Origin of the sequence: Klebsiella sp. DY2415 (genome assembly GCF_026314315.1) — a bacterium.
Taxonomy (GTDB): domain Bacteria; phylum Pseudomonadota; class Gammaproteobacteria; order Enterobacterales; family Enterobacteriaceae; genus Klebsiella; species Klebsiella ornithinolytica.
Window position 1 is genome coordinate 2161197 of sequence record NZ_CP111115.1, and the last position, 15326, is coordinate 2176522.

The 15326-nt window shown below is 57.0% G+C and carries 17 protein-coding genes; 10 read left to right on the forward strand and 7 right to left on the reverse strand.

Annotated features, from left to right (window positions below; genetic code table 11):
- Positions 1-6 precede the first annotated feature (6 nt).
- Positions 7-591 (reverse strand): aminoacyl-tRNA hydrolase, encoded by a 585-nt coding sequence (pth, locus tag OQV00_RS10040; protein WP_004863551.1) that lies wholly within the window; start codon positions 589-591, stop codon positions 7-9.
- A 272-nt stretch (positions 592-863) separates the two neighbouring features.
- Between pth and ychH the strand changes: the two genes are divergently transcribed.
- A complete protein-coding gene (gene ychH, locus OQV00_RS10045; RefSeq protein ID WP_004121828.1) occupies positions 864-1139 on the forward strand; it encodes a stress-induced protein YchH in 276 nt (91 codons plus the stop codon).
- Between the two features lie 235 nt (positions 1140-1374).
- Positions 1375-2421 carry a MerR family transcriptional regulator gene (locus OQV00_RS10050; protein WP_048024779.1) on the forward strand — a complete coding sequence of 349 codons (1047 nt, stop codon included), beginning with the start codon at positions 1375-1377 and terminating at the stop codon, positions 2419-2421.
- Here OQV00_RS10050 and dauA read toward each other — a convergent pair whose 3' ends face one another.
- From dauA to lolB, 4 genes are all read right to left on the reverse strand, one after another.
- A complete protein-coding gene (gene dauA, locus OQV00_RS10055) occupies positions 2422-4101 on the reverse strand; it encodes a C4-dicarboxylic acid transporter DauA (protein ID WP_015584087.1) in 1680 nt (559 codons plus the stop codon).
- Positions 4102-4225: 124 nt separating this feature from the next.
- Positions 4226-5173 carry a ribose-phosphate diphosphokinase gene (gene prs / locus OQV00_RS10060; protein WP_004863536.1) on the reverse strand — a complete coding sequence of 316 codons (948 nt, stop codon included), beginning with the start codon at positions 5171-5173 and terminating at the stop codon, positions 4226-4228.
- Between the two features lie 180 nt (positions 5174-5353).
- Positions 5354-6205 (reverse strand): 4-(cytidine 5'-diphospho)-2-C-methyl-D-erythritol kinase, encoded by an 852-nt coding sequence (gene ispE, locus OQV00_RS10065; RefSeq protein ID WP_162098182.1) that lies wholly within the window; start codon positions 6203-6205, stop codon positions 5354-5356.
- Positions 6205-6816, reverse strand: coding sequence for a lipoprotein insertase outer membrane protein LolB (gene lolB, locus OQV00_RS10070; protein ID WP_004863531.1), 612 nt, complete (start codon positions 6814-6816; stop codon positions 6205-6207). The genes ispE and lolB overlap by 1 nt, the downstream gene beginning before the upstream one ends.
- Before the next feature lie 273 nt (positions 6817-7089).
- Between lolB and hemA the strand changes: the two genes are divergently transcribed.
- Genes hemA through kdsA form a run of 6 tightly spaced genes read left to right on the forward strand, consistent with a single transcriptional unit; the run spans position 7090 to position 12420 of the window.
- The gene (gene hemA, locus OQV00_RS10075) at positions 7090-8346 is read left to right on the forward strand and encodes a glutamyl-tRNA reductase (RefSeq protein WP_054829258.1); all 1257 of its coding nucleotides are present in this window, start codon (positions 7090-7092) and stop codon (positions 8344-8346) included.
- A gap of 41 nt (positions 8347-8387) precedes the next feature.
- Complete coding sequence (prfA, locus tag OQV00_RS10080) at positions 8388-9470, forward strand: peptide chain release factor 1 (protein ID WP_004863527.1); 1083 nt, start codon at positions 8388-8390, stop codon at positions 9468-9470.
- Entirely contained in the window at positions 9470-10321 is an 852-nt protein-coding gene (gene prmC, locus OQV00_RS10085) for a peptide chain release factor N(5)-glutamine methyltransferase (RefSeq protein ID WP_015584088.1), read from the forward strand. Before prfA ends, prmC begins: the two co-directional genes overlap by 1 nt.
- Complete coding sequence (sirB2, locus tag OQV00_RS10090) at positions 10318-10710, forward strand: invasion regulator SirB2 (protein ID WP_004863518.1); 393 nt, start codon at positions 10318-10320, stop codon at positions 10708-10710. Before prmC ends, sirB2 begins: the two co-directional genes overlap by 4 nt.
- Before the next feature lie 3 nt (positions 10711-10713).
- Entirely contained in the window at positions 10714-11526 is an 813-nt protein-coding gene (gene sirB1, locus OQV00_RS10095) for an invasion regulator SirB1 (protein ID WP_004863515.1), read from the forward strand.
- Positions 11527-11565: 39 nt separating this feature from the next.
- Positions 11566-12420 (forward strand): 3-deoxy-8-phosphooctulonate synthase, encoded by an 855-nt coding sequence (kdsA, locus tag OQV00_RS10100; protein ID WP_004863512.1) that lies wholly within the window; start codon positions 11566-11568, stop codon positions 12418-12420.
- 107 nt (positions 12421-12527) lie between these two features.
- Here the strand turns inward: kdsA and chaA are convergent, their stop codons facing one another.
- Positions 12528-13628, reverse strand: a complete 1101-nt coding sequence (chaA, locus tag OQV00_RS10105) for a sodium-potassium/proton antiporter ChaA (protein WP_004863510.1) — start codon at positions 13626-13628, stop codon at positions 12528-12530.
- Positions 13629-13892: 264 nt separating this feature from the next.
- On the opposite strand from chaA, the gene chaB reads away from it, so the two are divergent.
- Together chaB and OQV00_RS10115 are read left to right on the forward strand one after the other, a co-directional pair.
- Positions 13893-14123 (forward strand): putative cation transport regulator ChaB, encoded by a 231-nt coding sequence (gene chaB / locus OQV00_RS10110; protein WP_004863508.1) that lies wholly within the window; start codon positions 13893-13895, stop codon positions 14121-14123.
- A gap of 150 nt (positions 14124-14273) precedes the next feature.
- Entirely contained in the window at positions 14274-14954 is a 681-nt protein-coding gene (locus OQV00_RS10115; protein WP_065906663.1) for a gamma-glutamylcyclotransferase, read from the forward strand.
- A gap of 31 nt (positions 14955-14985) precedes the next feature.
- Here the strand turns inward: OQV00_RS10115 and OQV00_RS10120 are convergent, their stop codons facing one another.
- The gene (locus OQV00_RS10120) at positions 14986-15228 is read right to left on the reverse strand and encodes a DUF1883 domain-containing protein (RefSeq protein WP_266280259.1); all 243 of its coding nucleotides are present in this window, start codon (positions 15226-15228) and stop codon (positions 14986-14988) included.
- Positions 15229-15326 lie beyond the last annotated feature (98 nt).

Genomic DNA, 15326 nt, shown 5'->3' on the forward strand with positions numbered 1-15326 from the left:
GACCGGTTATTGCGCTTTAAAAGCGTGTAAACGGTTGGTCGCTTTGGTGAGACCTTCTTTCAGCCACACCTCGGTGCAACGCGCCGCTTCGTCCACGGCTTCATCAATCAGTTTCTGTTCGCTCGCCGGCGGTTTACCCAGCACAAAGCCGACAACTTTGTTTTTATCGCCCGGATGGCCGATTCCGACACGTAAGCGATGAAAGTTGGGGTTATTGCCCAGCTTGCTGATGATATCTTTCAGACCGTTGTGGCCGCCGTGGCCGCCGCCGAGCTTAAATTTTGCCACCCCGGGCGGCAGATCCAGCTCATCGTGCGCCACCAGAATCTCATCCGGATTAATGCGGTAGAAGGTGGCAATGGCCGCCACGGCTTTGCCGCTGAGGTTCATAAAGGTGGTCGGGACCAACAGGCGGACATCTTCGCCGGCAAGGTTAATCCGCGAAGTGTAGCCGAAGAATTTGCTCTCTTCGCGCAGCGGGGCGCGATGGCGGTCAGCCAGTAAATCTACGTACCAGGCGCCAGCATTGTGCCGGGTCGCCGCGTATTCTGCGCCGGGGTTTGCCAGGCCGACAATCAGTTTTATCGTCACTTTTCTATCCTGCTTGGGTCGTTCTCTGGCGCGTAGTGTACTGTTTGCCGAGGCGGTTGACAAAATTCTGCCGCCACAACGGCGGGGAAAGAGATAATTACCCTTATGAACCATTAGAATTTGATGTTGTTCAGTAAGTTATTTGTAAGTTTTTGTTGATTTGATATTAACTAATGTGATCACCGACGCAATCAACCTTATCCCCATTGTCTATACTAGACCTATAAGTTTTGGGGATATTCCCAGGTAGCCCAAGGTTCCGGAGGTGACATATGAAACGCAGAAACGCTTCGTTACTCGGTAATGTACTGATGGGTTTAGGATTGGTCGTCATGGTTGTTGGCGTTGGTTACTCTATTTTAAACCAGCTTCCGCAGCTTGACCTACCGCAGTTCTTCGCTCATGGCGCGATATTAAGTATTTTTGTCGGCGCCGTTCTCTGGCTCGCAGGGGCGCGCGTTGGCGGGCATGAACAGGTTAGCGACAGATACTGGTGGGTCCGCCATTACGATAAACGCTGCCGTCGCGATCAGCACCGCCATAGCTAAACCGGTTCCTCGCCCCGGCCGTCTCGCGGCGGGTGCGCTTACATAAACTGTTCATCTGCAGCCAGCTGCCCGCCCGGTAGCTGGCTGTTTTATTTTCGCGTCGCCTCTTTTCTTCAGAACAACGCATTTGCTGCCCGGGTTACGCCTTCACGATAAAATACCCTCTCTTTAACACTTGACCCTGACGTAACGTCAGGCGGCAGAGTGGCGCTATGGTCGAACAACAGGAGCAGTTATGTTAATTCAGGTGGGTGAACTGGCGAGACGCGCCGGAATGACCGTCCGCACGCTACATCACTATGAACAAACGGGGCTGCTGATGCCGTCGGCCAGAAGCACGGCGGGTTACCGGCTCTATAACCTGGCGGCGGTTCAGCGTCTGCATATGATTAAGGCGCTGACGCAGACCGGGCTGGAGCTCGCTACTATCAAGGACTACCTTGACCAGGACTCGTTTTCCCTGTCGGACCTGCTGGTACAGCAGATCTCGACGCTGGATAAACAGCTGCGCGCGGTCTCCACGCTGCGCGAACGGCTGGTTCAGCTGCGCGATGAGCTGGCATGCGGTAACGAGCCTGACCTGGAGTCCTGGCTACAGACGCTGGAGTTAATGAAAATGTACGATCGTTGGTTTAGTCCCCAGGAATTACAGGCGCTGCCGTTTGCGGAGCAGGATCAGCAGCGCAACCAGATCTGGCTGGCGCTGGTGACGGAAGTTCGCCAGTTGCTTGCCGAGGCGTGTCCGGCGGACGATCCGCGGGCCATGGCGCTGGCGACCCGCTGGATGGCGCGCCTGGAGCTGGATACGGCCGGGCGGCCGGAGTTTCTCACCCGCCTGAATGAAATGCACGTCGCTGAACCGCAAATGCGCGAGCAAACCGGAATCACCGTGGATGTTGTGGACTACATTACCCGCGCTTTTGCCGAGAGTAAGCTGGCTATCTGGGCGCGTTATCTGAATGCTGATGAGCTGGCTTTCACTCGCGCGCACTATTTTGATCGACTGATGGAGTGGCCTGCGCTGGTGACGGCGCTGCACGAGGCCTGTCGCGAGCATTGCGACCCGGCTTCTCCAGCGGGGCAGGCGCTGGCCAGGCAGTGGCTGGCGTTGTTTCAGTCCTATGCCGGAACCCATCCTCACACCCAGCAGAAATTCCGCCTGGCGATGGAGCGCGAACCGCATCTGATGAAAGGGACCTGGATGACGCCTGAGGTGCTCGGCTGGCTCCAGCAGGCGATTGGCGTGATGATGACGCAGGCGAGCTCGCCCGCGTCACGGTAGTTAAATGTCTGCCAGAGCGGCAGCACGGTCGGGATAGAAGCTCAGGCGCCCTGGAATCGGCTGAACGCCCGCCCGTGCCAGGGTGCGCAGCGGCTGAAACTCGAGATTCGAGACGCGCAGTTCACAGCCTTCCGGCAGTTTGTTGACGAAACGCTGGAAGGCATCCAGTCCGCCGGCATCCAGTACCGGCACCGCATCCCACTTCAGGACCACGATCCGCTTACCGGCAATCCGCGTCTCCAGATCGTTAAACAGCCCTTCGGCAGCGGCAAAGAAGAGGGGGCCGATAACCCGCAGGACCAGCACGTCGTCGGGCACATCAACATTGACCGGCGCCAGATGGGTCATGCGCGCAATGCGGCGCATAAACAGCAGCGAGGCCAGCACGATACCGACGCTGATAGCGATGACCATATCAAACAGTACGGTCAGCGACATGCACATCAGCATCACCACGATGTCGTCCTTCGGCGCGTAGCGCAGCAAATTCACCACCTTGTGCGCTTCGCTCATATTCCACGCTACCATCAGCAGCAGCGCCGCCATCGCAGACAGCGGAAGCCAGGAGAGCAGCGGCGCCAGCACCAGCAGCGCCATAATGACCAGCAGCGCATGAATCACGGCGGATACCGGCGATGTTGCGCCGGCGCGGACGTTAGCCGCTGAACGGGCAATGGCGGCGGTGGCAGTAATACCGCCAAAGAAAGGGGCGATGATATTGCCGAGACCCTGGCCTATCAGTTCGCTGTTGGCTTTGTGCTTCGTGCCGGTCATCCCGTCGAGGACCACCGCACACAGCAGTGATTCAATCGCGCCGAGCATCGCCATCGAGAAGGCCGCCGGCAGCAGCGCCTGTAGTGACGCCCAGCTGAGCGTAAAATCGGAGCCAGGCATATCCCACGGCAGCACCAGCTGCGGCAGCAGCTGCGGGATCCCGTTACCCTGGCTACCGTCAGCCAGAATATAGTGGAACTGAGAGCCGATAGTCGCGACGTGGCCCCCCATCAGATTGACGATTGCCATCACCGCACAGCCCGCCAGCAGCGCAGGCAGGTGGCCGGGCAGGCGGATCCCCAGACGCGGCCACAGGATCAGCGTGCCAAGGGTGACAACGCCAATCGCCGCATCGCCAGGATTAGCCGTCGGCAGCGCCATCACCAGGGCGGCGACTTTCTGCAGATAGTGCTCGGGAACGTGCGCCATCTGCAGACCAAGAAAATCTTTTATCTGCATGGTACCGATAGTGATACCAATACCGGAGGTAAACCCGAGGGTAACGGATAGCGGAATATATTCAATTAACCGGCCAAAGCGGGCGAGGCCGAAAAGAATTAAAAAGACCCCGGACATCAACGTCGCCACCAGCAGTCCGGCCAGGCCAAACTGCTGTGACACCGGATAGAGGATCACCACAAAGGCGGCGGTTGGCCCGGATACGCTAAAGCGCGAGCCGCCGGTGAGGGCGATAATAATCCCGGCGACGGCGGCAGTATAAAGTCCATACTGCGGCGCGACACCGCTGCCAATAGCCAACGCCATTGCCAGAGGAATGGCAATAATCCCGACCGTGATCCCGGCGATCAGATCGCGGGTGAAACGGGCTAGCGTGTATTTTTCTTTCCAGCAAGCATCGATGAGGGCGCGGAAAGGCATCACATGTGAGGAAAATAATCTGTTCACAATAATGTTTCATCCATGAGCGCATCATCTGTCAACTAAATGGCAGGTGAAGGAGGCAATGGTCATACAAATTGGTTTAAGAGACAAAAAAACCCGCCGCAGCGGGTTTTTTGGCCGGGCTCGATTAATGTTCGAACATAGCAGAGATAGATTCTTCGTTGCTGATACGACGAATCGCTTCTGCCAGCATGCCAGACAGCGTCAGCGTACGCACTTTTTCCAGCGCTTTGATTTCCGGCGCCAGCGGAATAGTATCGCAGACGACGAATTCATCAATCACAGAGTTTTTAATGTTCTGGATAGCATTGCCGGAGAAGATCGGGTGAGTGGCGTAGGCAAATACGCGTTTCGCACCACGCTCTTTCAGCGCTTCAGCTGCTTTACACAGCGTGCCGCCGGTATCGATCATATCGTCAACCATCACGCAGTCGCGGCCGGCAACGTCACCGATGATGTGCATCACCTGAGAAACGTTAGCGCGCGGACGGCGTTTGTCGATGATAGCCATATCGGTATCGTTCAGCAGTTTGGCGATAGCGCGAGCACGCACCACGCCGCCGATGTCCGGAGAAACCACGATCGGGTTATCCAGGTTCAGCTGCAGCATATCTTCCAGCAGAATAGGGCTGCCGAATACGTTATCAACCGGAACGTCGAAGAAGCCCTGGATCTGTTCTGCATGCAGGTCAACGGTCAGTACGCGGTCAACGCCAACGCTGGACAGGAAATCGGCAACCACTTTCGCGGTAATCGGCACACGCGCAGAACGCACACGACGGTCCTGACGAGCATAGCCGAAATAAGGGATAACAGCGGTGATACGACCCGCCGAAGCGCGACGCAGAGCATCAACCATAACAACCAGTTCCATCAGGTTGTCGTTGGTGGGAGCACAAGTGGACTGGATGATGAAAATATCACCACCGCGTACGTTTTCATTGATTTGTACGCTGACTTCGCCGTCGCTAAAACGACCTACAGCGGCGTCGCCAAGAGAAGTGTACAGGCGGTTGGCAATACGTTGTGCTAGTTCCGGGGTGGCGTTACCAGCAAAAAGCTTCATATCAGGCACGAGAAGAACCTCAGGCATGCGTCCAGTGGTGGATGAAAAGCGCCAGAAACCGTGCGGGCGGCACTCTTCTATCCAGGCGGTGTATTTAAAGAGAACGATGCAACGTCTGGAACAGGGTGACGTTGTCACCGTTACTCAATTTGCCCGGCGTACTAAGGTAATTCGTGCAAAAAAGCAGAACTACCTGGGTAGGGCTAGCTTGAGCGGGGAGATATTAACTCCTCGCGCTACAAAGCCTTGTAGCCATTCCGGGGCTTGCTCCAGCACCTGACGAGCGGCAGATTCGGTGTCAAATTCAGCAAAGACACAGGCTCCTGTGCCTGTCAGGCGCGACGGCGCATATTCTAACAGCCAGGAAAGCGCCGCATCAACCTCGCGAAAACGTTTTCTTGCGATAACCTCGCAATCATTGCGAAATTCACATTTTAGTAACGTACTTATTGACCTTACCGGGGTGTTTCGTGGTAGCTCGGGGTCGCGGAAAATGGTCGGCGTCGGAATACTGACTCCGGGATGAGCGACCAGGTACCACTTTTCTGGCGGTTCGACCGGCGTCAGGATCTCACCAATGCCCTCGGCAAAGGCGGCGTGGCCGCGCACGAATACCGGCACATCGGCGCCAAGACTCAGCCCCAGCGTCGCCAGTTGCTCTTCCGACAAACCACAGCCCCACAGATGATTCAGCGCCACCAGTACCGTCGCGGCGTTGGACGAGCCGCCGCCCAGACCGCCGCCCATCGGCAGACGCTTGTCGATGCTGATATCGGCGCCGCTACCGGGAGGAAGCTGTCCGGATGCCGTCGCCGCCTGCATCAGCAGCCTTGCGGCGCGAATAATCAGATTCTCTTCATCGGCTACGCCGGCAACCGGCGTCAGCAGGCGCAGCGCGCCGTCATGACGCGGTTCGATCGTTAAGGTATCGCCATAGTCAAGGAACTGAAACAGCGTCTGCAGGGTGTGATAACCATCGGCGCGCTGTCCAGTGATGTACAAAAACAGGTTCAGCTTTGCAGGAGAGGGCCAGCGGGTCATCATTTCACAATCCAGTTATCCATTTTCAGCTTGATACGCTGACTGCCGTTATTCAGCTCCATGTTGGCCGGCAGCGATGGCTGGGTATCGCTGGTATAGCCGCCGTAGGTGACGTGCCAGGTTTTGCCGTTCTGGGTATAGTTCAGTTCGCTCAGGCGGTATTTATCGTCAAGCGAGTAGTCGGTGGCATCGCCCGGCAGGCCGACGATCCACTGGCGCAGGCTGTTTAGCGGAATCGGCATCCCGGTCAGGCGGCCAATCATCTCTTCGGCATCGGTCGCCGTATAGGTCTGGCCCTTGTTATCGATCAGCGTCACGCTGCCCGGCTGGGCGGTCAGCGACAGTTCGGTGCTGCCTAACGGGTTGGTCAGCAGCAGGCGATAGCGATCCTGGCCGGTTTGCTGCCAGAAGAAGCGGGCGTAAACTTTTTGTTCATCGGAGAGGTAAGCGAAGGCGCCGCGGGTCTGGTACTGGCTCAGATTGCGGACATCCTGCTGGTGCTGACGCCACTGAGGAGAGTCAGGGCTTTTGCCAGGGCCTTTCGGGGCGGTGAGTGTACAGGCGGTCAGGACCAGGCTTGCCAGCGGTAACAGGCGGAGCAGTCGATTCATAATGATGACAAATCCTTGATGTCTACAGTGAAATCCGGCGACGGGGTGGTACGCACACGATTTGTGTAGCGGGTTACAATTATAACCCTTAATGCTAGCGTTGCCCGGCGATAGCGTCTACGTTCAAATTGTCTGAAATCAAAAAATTACCGTTAATGGCTTTTAAGCCCGATGCCTATTACTCCAAAAGGGGAGCGTCTCTTTTATTGATTCCGCGCATCCTGTATGATGCGCTCAGACTAACCTTAGCAACGCTGGTACTACTCCCTCACAATGACCCTTTTAGCTCTTGGCATTAATCACAAAACAGCCCCGGTCGCGCTGCGAGAACGCGTAACGTTTTCGCCGGACACGCTCGATAAGGCGCTGGAGAGCTTGCTGGCTCAGCCAATGGTGCAGGGCGGTGTGGTGCTGTCGACCTGTAACCGCACGGAGCTGTATCTCAGCGTTGAAGAACAGGATAATCTGCAGGAAGCGCTCATCCGCTGGCTGTGTGATTACCACCATCTTAATGAAGAAGACCTGCGTAAAAGCCTGTACTGGCACCAGGATAATGATGCGGTCAGCCACCTGATGCGCGTCGCCAGCGGCCTCGATTCGCTGGTGCTCGGCGAACCGCAGATTCTGGGGCAGGTCAAAAAAGCCTTCGCCGATTCCAGCCGCGGTCACCTCAACGTCAGCGAACTGGAGCGGATGTTCCAGAAGTCGTTCTCGGTGGCAAAACGCGTGCGGACCGAAACCGATATCGGCGCCAGCGCGGTTTCAGTGGCTTTCGCCGCCTGTACCCTGGCGCGACAAATCTTCGAATCCCTTTCAAGCGTGACGGTGCTGCTGGTCGGCGCCGGGGAAACCATCGAACTGGTGGCGCGTCATCTGCGTGAACACAACGTGCACAACATGGTGATTGCTAACCGTACCCGCGAGCGCGCGCAGGCTCTGGCCGAGGAGGTCGGTGCCGAGGTTATCGCCCTGAGCGATATCGACGAGCGGCTGAAAGAGGCCGACATTATTATTAGTTCGACCGCCAGCCCGCTGCCGATTATCGGCAAGGGGATGGTGGAGCGTGCGCTGAAGGCGCGGCGTAATCAGCCGATGCTGCTGGTTGATATCGCGGTGCCTCGCGATGTCGAACCCGAAGTGGGTAAGCTGGCGAACGCCTATCTGTACAGCGTGGACGACCTGCAAAACATCATTCAGCATAACCTGGCGCAGCGTAAAGCCGCGGCGGTACAGGCGGAAACGATCGTCGAGCAGGAAACCAGCGAATTTATGGCCTGGCTGCGTGCCCAGAGCGCCAGCGAGACTATCCGCGAATATCGTTCCCAGTCCGAGCAGGTCCGTGAGGAGCTGACGGCGAAAGCGCTGGCTGCGCTGGAGCAGGGCGGCGATGCGCAGGAAATCATGCAGGATCTGGCGCGTAAACTGACCAATCGCCTGATCCACGCACCAACCAAATCTCTTCAGCAGGCAGCCCGTGACGGGGATGATGAACGCCTGCATATTCTGCGCAACAGCCTCGGGCTGGAATAGCGCACATTTCTCTTTTTTCAGGACAGGGTGAATTCACGCCTATGAAGCCTTCTATTGTTGCCAAACTGGAAGCTCTGTACGAACGCCATGAGGAAGTTCAGGCGCTGCTGGGTGATGCTGCGACCATCGCCGATCAGGATCGATTCCGCGCGCTGTCGCGGGAATATGCGCAGCTGAGCGACGTGGCGCGCTGCTATACCGAATGGCGCCAGGTGCAGGACGATATCGAAACTGCACAGATGATGCTCGACGATGCGGAAATGCGCGAAATGGCGCAGGAAGAACTGCGCGACGCGAAAGCGAAAAGCGAGGAGATGGAGCAACAGCTGCAGGTGCTGCTGCTGCCGAAGGATCCGGATGATGAACGCAACGCCTTTGTCGAAGTCCGCGCCGGTACCGGCGGTGATGAAGCGGCGCTGTTTGCCGGCGATCTGTTCCGTATGTACAGCCGTTACGCCGAATCCCGCCGCTGGCGCGTGGAGATCATGAGCGCCAACGAAGGCGAACATGGCGGTTATAAAGAGGTGATTGCCAAAATCAGCGGCGATGGCGTGTATGGTCGTCTGAAATTTGAGTCCGGCGGTCATCGCGTACAGCGCGTGCCGGCCACCGAATCCCAGGGGCGTATTCACACCTCCGCCTGTACCGTGGCGGTGATGCCGGAGCTGCCGGAAGCCGAAATGCCGGATATCAACCCGGGCGATTTGCGTATTGATACTTTCCGCTCCTCCGGGGCCGGCGGTCAGCACGTTAACACCACCGATTCGGCGATCCGTATTACCCACTTACCGACCGGGATAGTGGTGGAGTGCCAGGACGAGCGTTCGCAGCACAAAAACAAAGCCAAAGCGCTGTCGGTGCTCGGCGCGCGTATTCGCGCGGCGGAAATCGCTAAGCGTCAGCAGGCGGAAGCGTCAACCCGTCGTAACCTGCTGGGCAGCGGCGATCGCAGCGATCGCAACCGCACCTATAACTTCCCGCAGGGCCGCGTGACCGACCACCGCATCAACCTGACCCTCTACCGTCTGGACGAAGCGATGGAAGGGAAACTGGATATGCTGATTGAGCCGATTGTTCAGGAATATCAGGCCGATCAGCTGGCAGCGCTTTCCGAGCAGGAATGATGACCTTTCAACAGTGGCTGGCGCAGGCGATTGCCCGACTGAGCGCGAGTGAAAGCCCGCGACGCGACGCCGAGATCCTGTTAGGGCACGTCACCGGCAGGGCGCGGACCTGGCTCCTCGCCTTCGGTGAGACGGTGCTGACGCTGGAACAGCAGGCGCAGCTGGAGACGCTGCTGAGCCGCCGCCAGCGCGGCGAGCCGGTGGCCCATCTGGTGGGCGAGCGTGAGTTCTGGTCGCTGCCGCTGCTGGTTTCCCCCGCAACGCTCATTCCGCGCCCGGATACCGAATGCCTCGTCGAGCAGGCGCTGGCGCGGCTGCCGGCCACGCCGTGCCGGATTCTGGATTTAGGTACCGGCACCGGCGCGATCGCCCTGGCGTTGGCCAGTGAACGCCCGGACTGCCAGGTCACGGCGGTGGATTTCATGCCCGATGCGGCGGCATTAGCCGCGCGTAACGCCGAGCGCCTTGCCATCACGAACGTTAGCGTCCTGCAAAGCCACTGGTTCAGCGCGCTGGCCGGGCAGCGGTTCACCATGATTGTCAGCAACCCGCCCTATATCGACGAAACCGATCCGCATCTTGAGCAGGGCGATGTTCGTTTTGAGCCAAAAACGGCGCTGGTTGCTGCCGATAACGGCCTTGCCGACCTCGCGCATATCATCCGGGAAGGACGCCGTTTCCTGACCTCCGATGGCGTGATGCTGCTGGAACACGGCTGGAAGCAGGGGGACGCGGTACGGGCGCTGTTCCGGGAAGCGGGTTACCACGATGTGACGACCTGCCGTGACTACGGCGATAACGATCGCCTGACGACAGGGCGATTTTCCGGCATGGAGAAAGCGGGCATATGAATCTGTTTAGCGCGGTGCTGTATCTGCATATAGCGTGTGTGGTGGTTTCCGTCAGTTTATTTACCTTACGCTACTGGTGGACCTACAGCGGCAATGCCCGGCTGAACCAGCGCTGGGTGCGCATTGCGCCGCACTGCAGCGACACGCTGTTATTTCTGAGCGGCGCAGGATTAATGGCCATAACGCACTATCTGCCTTTCACTGAAGACGGCTCATGGCTGACTGAAAAGCTGTTTGGCGTTATTATTTACATCGCATTGGGTTTTATCGCGCTGGGCCGTCGTCGCCCGCGCAGCCAGCAGAGCCGGTTTATTGCCTTTCTGCTGGCTTTGGTGGTGTTGTTCATCATCATACAACTCGCCATTACAAGAACACCGTTACTGGGGTAAGTCATGAGGTCATTAGCTGATTTCGAATTTAATAAAGCGCCATTGTGCGATGGCATGGTCCTCATTTCTGAATTAATCCGCGACGATTTTCCGACGCACTATGTGCAGGATGAACTGGAGCGGCTGCTGGGTCTGGCGCAGGAGGAAATTGCCTCTTCCTGGGATCAGGAGCGTCAGCTGGAGCGGCTGCTGGAGCTGTTCTACCATGAGTGGGGCTTTCGCGATTCCCACGGCGTTTACCGGCTGTCTGATGCTTTGTGGATCGACAAAGTCCTGATTAATCGTCAGGGGAGCGCGGCGTCATTAGGCGCTATCGTCCTGTGGATTGCTCAGCGCCTGTCGCTGCCGCTGGTCCCGGTTATCTTCCCGACGCAGCTGCTGCTGCGCGCCGACCCGGAAACCAGCGAAGAGATGTGGCTGATTAACCCGTTCAACGGTGAAACGCTCAACGAACACACGCTGGAAGTCTGGCTGAAGGGCAATATTAGCCCGGTTGCCGAGCTGTTCAACGAGGATCTCGACGAGGCGGATAACGCCGAAGTGATCCACAAGCTGCTCGACACCTTAAAATCGGCGCTGATGGAAGAGCGGCAGATGGAGCTGGCCCTGCGCGCCAGCGAAGCGCTGCTGCAGTTTAATCCGGAGGATCCGTATGAGATCCGCGATCGCGGGCTGATCTACGCCCAGCTTGAGTGCGATCATGTTGCGCTGCTGGACCTGAACTATTTCGTCGAACAGTGTCCGGAGGACCCGATCAGCGAAATGATCCGCGCGCAAATTAACACCATTTCGCATAAACAAATTACTCTTCACTAATCTGGAATGAATCCGGTTACACCCTGATAAGGCGATCTTATGAAACAAAAAGTGGTTAGCATTGGTGATATCAACGTAGCAAACGACCTGCCTTTCGTCCTGTTTGGTGGGATGAACGTGCTGGAATCCCGCGATCTCGCGATGCGCATCTGCGAACACTATGTGACCGTCACGCAGAAGCTGGGCATTCCTTACGTGTTCAAAGCCTCTTTTGATAAAGCCAACCGTTCTTCCATTCACTCCTATCGTGGTCCGGGTCTGGAAGAAGGGATGAAAATTTTCCAGGAGCTGAAGCAGACCTTCGGCGTGAAAATCATCACCGACGTTCATGAAGCAAGCCAGGCGCAGCCGGTTGCCGACGTGGTTGACGTTATCCAGCTGCCGGCATTCCTGGCGCGCCAGACCGACCTGGTCGAAGCGATGGCAAAAACCGGCGCGGTGATCAACGTGAAGAAACCGCAGTTTGTCAGCCCGGGCCAGATGGGTAACATCGTCGACAAGTTTATCGAAGGCGGCAACGACAAAGTTATCCTCTGCGATCGCGGGGCGAACTTCGGCTATGACAACCTGGTTGTCGACATGCTGGGCTTTGGGGTGATGAAGAAAGTATCTAACAACTCGCCGGTTATCTTCGACGTGACCCACGCGCTGCAGTGCCGCGACCCGTTTGGCGCCGCGTCCAGCGGTCGTCGTGCTCAGGTGACCGAGCTGGCGCGTGCCGGTATGGCAACGGGCCTGGCAGGCCTGTTCCTCGAAGCGCATCCGGACCCGGAACATGCGAAATGCGACGGCCCGTCCGCGCTGCCGCTGGCTAAACTGGAGCCATTCCTGAAGCAGATCAAAGCAATTGACGATCTGGTGAAGAACTTTGAAGAGCTGGATACCAGCAACTAATTCATCGCTCCTGAACGCGAAAAGCCTGCCCGTTGTAAAACCGGCAGGCTTTTTTTTGCGCCAGTAACGGCGCAGAACTCTCCCCGGTCGACGCCGGGGAAGAGCGGTCAGGCAAAAATGGTCATTAGATAAGCGGCGAAGAGCGCCAGGTGCGCGGCGCCGTTCAGCACATTGGTGCGTCCGGTAGAGAAGGAGATCTGGCACAACAGCAGCGAGGCGACCATCACAATCATTTCCGGTGCGCCAAGCCCGAATTGCAGCTCATTGCCGGTTAAGAAGGCGATTAAGGTGACCACCGGCACGGTCAGCGAAATCGTCGCCAGCACCGAACCGAAGAACAGGTTCATCGCGCGCTGCACCTGATTGTTGAGTACCGCTTTCAATGCACCGAGTCCTTCCGGCGAGAGAATCAGCAGCGCGACCAGGAAACCGGTAAAGGCCACCGGCGCGTTCATGCTGGTCAGCAGCGTCTCCAGCGGGTTCGCATTCATCTTAGTGACCGCGATAACCGCGACCAGGTGAATTAACAGCCACGCGGTGTGCCAGGCGCTGCTGTGGGCGGACGGTTTGCCGTGATGCGGGTCGTCGTCGTCGCCGTCGTCTTCATGCTCATAAATAAACAGGCTCTGGTGCGTTTTGGTCTGAATCAACAGAAATACGCCGTACATGGCGGCGGAAATCAGCGCAACCAGCAGCGCCTGCCCGGTGCTGAAATTCGCGCCCGGTAGCGCCATCGGAAAGACCAGCACAATAATCGCCAGCGGAAACAGGGCGATGAGATACTGCTTAATACCAAACAAATTCATGTACTGGGTGGCGAATTTACGTCCGCCCAGCAGCAGGGCAAAGCCGACCAGGCCGCCGGTGACAATCATAATGATTGAATAGAGCGTATCGCGCATCAGCGTCGGGGCTGCGTCGCCGGTGGCCATTAATGCAGAAATCAGGCTGACTTCAAGAATCACCACGGAAAGACTTAAAATTAACGAACCGTACGGCTCGCCGAGGCGGTGGGCGAGAACGTCCGCGTGGCGTACAACGCTGAATGCGCTACACAGAATACCCACTAAGGCCAGAATGTTAATGCCAATGACCGCTGGCAGTGACTGACTACTTCCGAAGAAGATAAGCACCGCCAGCGCCAGAATCGGGAAAACAAGCGATGTCTCCTTGTGGCGGGTTTTCACCGCCTCATGTACATGCGTCATGAACCATCTCCATTTATGCAGGTGTTATAATTATAGATACCGTAAGTAGATAAAATAACAGACATTTTGCTATCTGAATTGTTTTTTTACTTAAATTTACGGCTATTGGTAACTAATGCCTTGAGATTGTCATAACTTATCATTATTGCGATTTTGTATTTATTATTCAGACAATTACTAAAAATGCTTCTGGATTATATCCCGCCTTGAAAACCCGGAATTAGCGTCCCAGACTTATCTTTTTACCACCATCCGGAGGTGCATATGCCTTATCGCAGTAAACAAGCGCTACCCGATAGCGTCCGGCACGTGTTGCCGGCGCATGCCCAGGAGATCTATAAAGAAGCGTTTAATAGCGCCTGGGAGCAGTATAAGCACCAGGCGGACCGGCGGGACGACGCCAGCCGTGAAGAGACGGCGCATAAGGTCGCCTGGGCGGCGGTCAAGAATGACTATCAAAAAGGAGACGATGATAAGTGGCATAAGAAAAAATAATCGTTCCTGCTGCCTCATCTGCTGCTCCGCGCCTTGCCAGCGTGTCGTTCATTGCTTATTGTCGATGAAAGCTGGATAATAATTCGGCAATATTTCACGGATGCCATCAGATAATCGCCGGGAAGCGGGCAGTGGCGGAGGTAGTAGAAAGTGTTAACTCGTGATTTCTTAATCAATGCGGATTGTAAGACGGCGTTTGGTGCTATTGAGGAATCGCTTCTCTGGTCGGCAGAGCAACGGGCCGCTTCCCTGGCGGCAACGCTGGCCTGTCGTCCGGATGCTGGCTCAGTATGGATTTTTGGCTACGGTTCGCTGATGTGGAACCCGGCTCTTGAGTATCGCGAAACCTGTACCGGTACGCTTCCGGGCTGGCACCGCGCCTTCTGCCTGCGGCTGACCGCCGGGCGCGGCAGCGCCTGCCAGCCGGGGCGCATGCTGGCGCTGAAAGAGGGCGGGCGTACCACCGGCGTGGCCTATCGACTCCCTGATGAGACGCTGGAAGAGGAGCTGACGCTGCTGTGGAAGCGGGAGATGATCACCGGGTGCTATCTGCCGACCTGGTGTAAGCTGGAGCTCGATGACGGGCGGACGGTGAACGCGCTGGTGTTTATTATGGATCCTCGTCATCCGCTGTTCGAACCGGATACCCGCGCCCAGGTCATTGCGCCGCTGATCGCTAAAGCCAGCGGGCCGCTCGGCACCAATGCCCAGTACCTGTTCTCTCTGGATCAGGAGCTACGCAAACTCGGTATGCACGATGATTGTCTTGACGATCTGGTCGGGACGGTACGGACGCTGCTGGGAAAAAACAGCCAGCCGGGGCTGGCCTGAAAAATGCCCGGGCTATCCCGGGCAGGTGATATCAGGCGGGAACGTAGCTAATGGAGTGCTCCAGTGACTGGCTGTGGCTATCGATCAGTACGTTCCAGGTGCCGTTATACGGCACGGTCAGATAGGCGCTGTCGCGATCCTGGACGCTCAGAATATCCGTATGGCTGTCGCCGGCAGCCTTCGCGCTCATCAGGTGAATATGGCAGCGTTCAGAACAACGAACCACCAGCGTATCACCGCCAAACAACATCAAACTTGCTTTAACCATCGCCATTTATCTACCCCGTTGTTGTCTGTCTACAGCATCCTGCCTGCTCAATCCCGCGCGTGATATTGTTCACACTTTACTCATGGCATAACACCAAATGGGGA

Coding starts and splice junctions, on each gene's coding strand:
- prfA (WP_004863527.1), top strand. CDS start 8,388: ATGAAGCCTTCTATTGTTGCCAAACTGGAAGCTCTGTACGAACGCCAT.
- prmC (WP_015584088.1), top strand. CDS start 9,470: ATGACCTTTCAACAGTGGCTGGCGCAGGCGATTGCCCGACTGAGCGCG.
- chaB (WP_004863508.1), top strand. CDS start 13,893: ATGCCTTATCGCAGTAAACAAGCGCTACCCGATAGCGTCCGGCACGTG.
- chaA (WP_004863510.1), bottom strand. CDS start 13,628: ATGACGCATGTACATGAGGCGGTGAAAACCCGCCACAAGGAGACATCG.
- ychH (WP_004121828.1), top strand. CDS start 864: ATGAAACGCAGAAACGCTTCGTTACTCGGTAATGTACTGATGGGTTTA.
- sirB1 (WP_004863515.1), top strand. CDS start 10,714: ATGAGGTCATTAGCTGATTTCGAATTTAATAAAGCGCCATTGTGCGAT.
- OQV00_RS10050 (WP_048024779.1), top strand. CDS start 1,375: ATGTTAATTCAGGTGGGTGAACTGGCGAGACGCGCCGGAATGACCGTC.
- lolB (WP_004863531.1), bottom strand. CDS start 6,816: ATGAATCGACTGCTCCGCCTGTTACCGCTGGCAAGCCTGGTCCTGACC.
- hemA (WP_054829258.1), top strand. CDS start 7,090: ATGACCCTTTTAGCTCTTGGCATTAATCACAAAACAGCCCCGGTCGCG.
- ispE (WP_162098182.1), bottom strand. CDS start 6,205: ATGACCCGCTGGCCCTCTCCTGCAAAGCTGAACCTGTTTTTGTACATC.
- sirB2 (WP_004863518.1), top strand. CDS start 10,318: ATGAATCTGTTTAGCGCGGTGCTGTATCTGCATATAGCGTGTGTGGTG.
- kdsA (WP_004863512.1), top strand. CDS start 11,566: ATGAAACAAAAAGTGGTTAGCATTGGTGATATCAACGTAGCAAACGAC.
- OQV00_RS10120 (WP_266280259.1), bottom strand. CDS start 15,228: ATGGCGATGGTTAAAGCAAGTTTGATGTTGTTTGGCGGTGATACGCTG.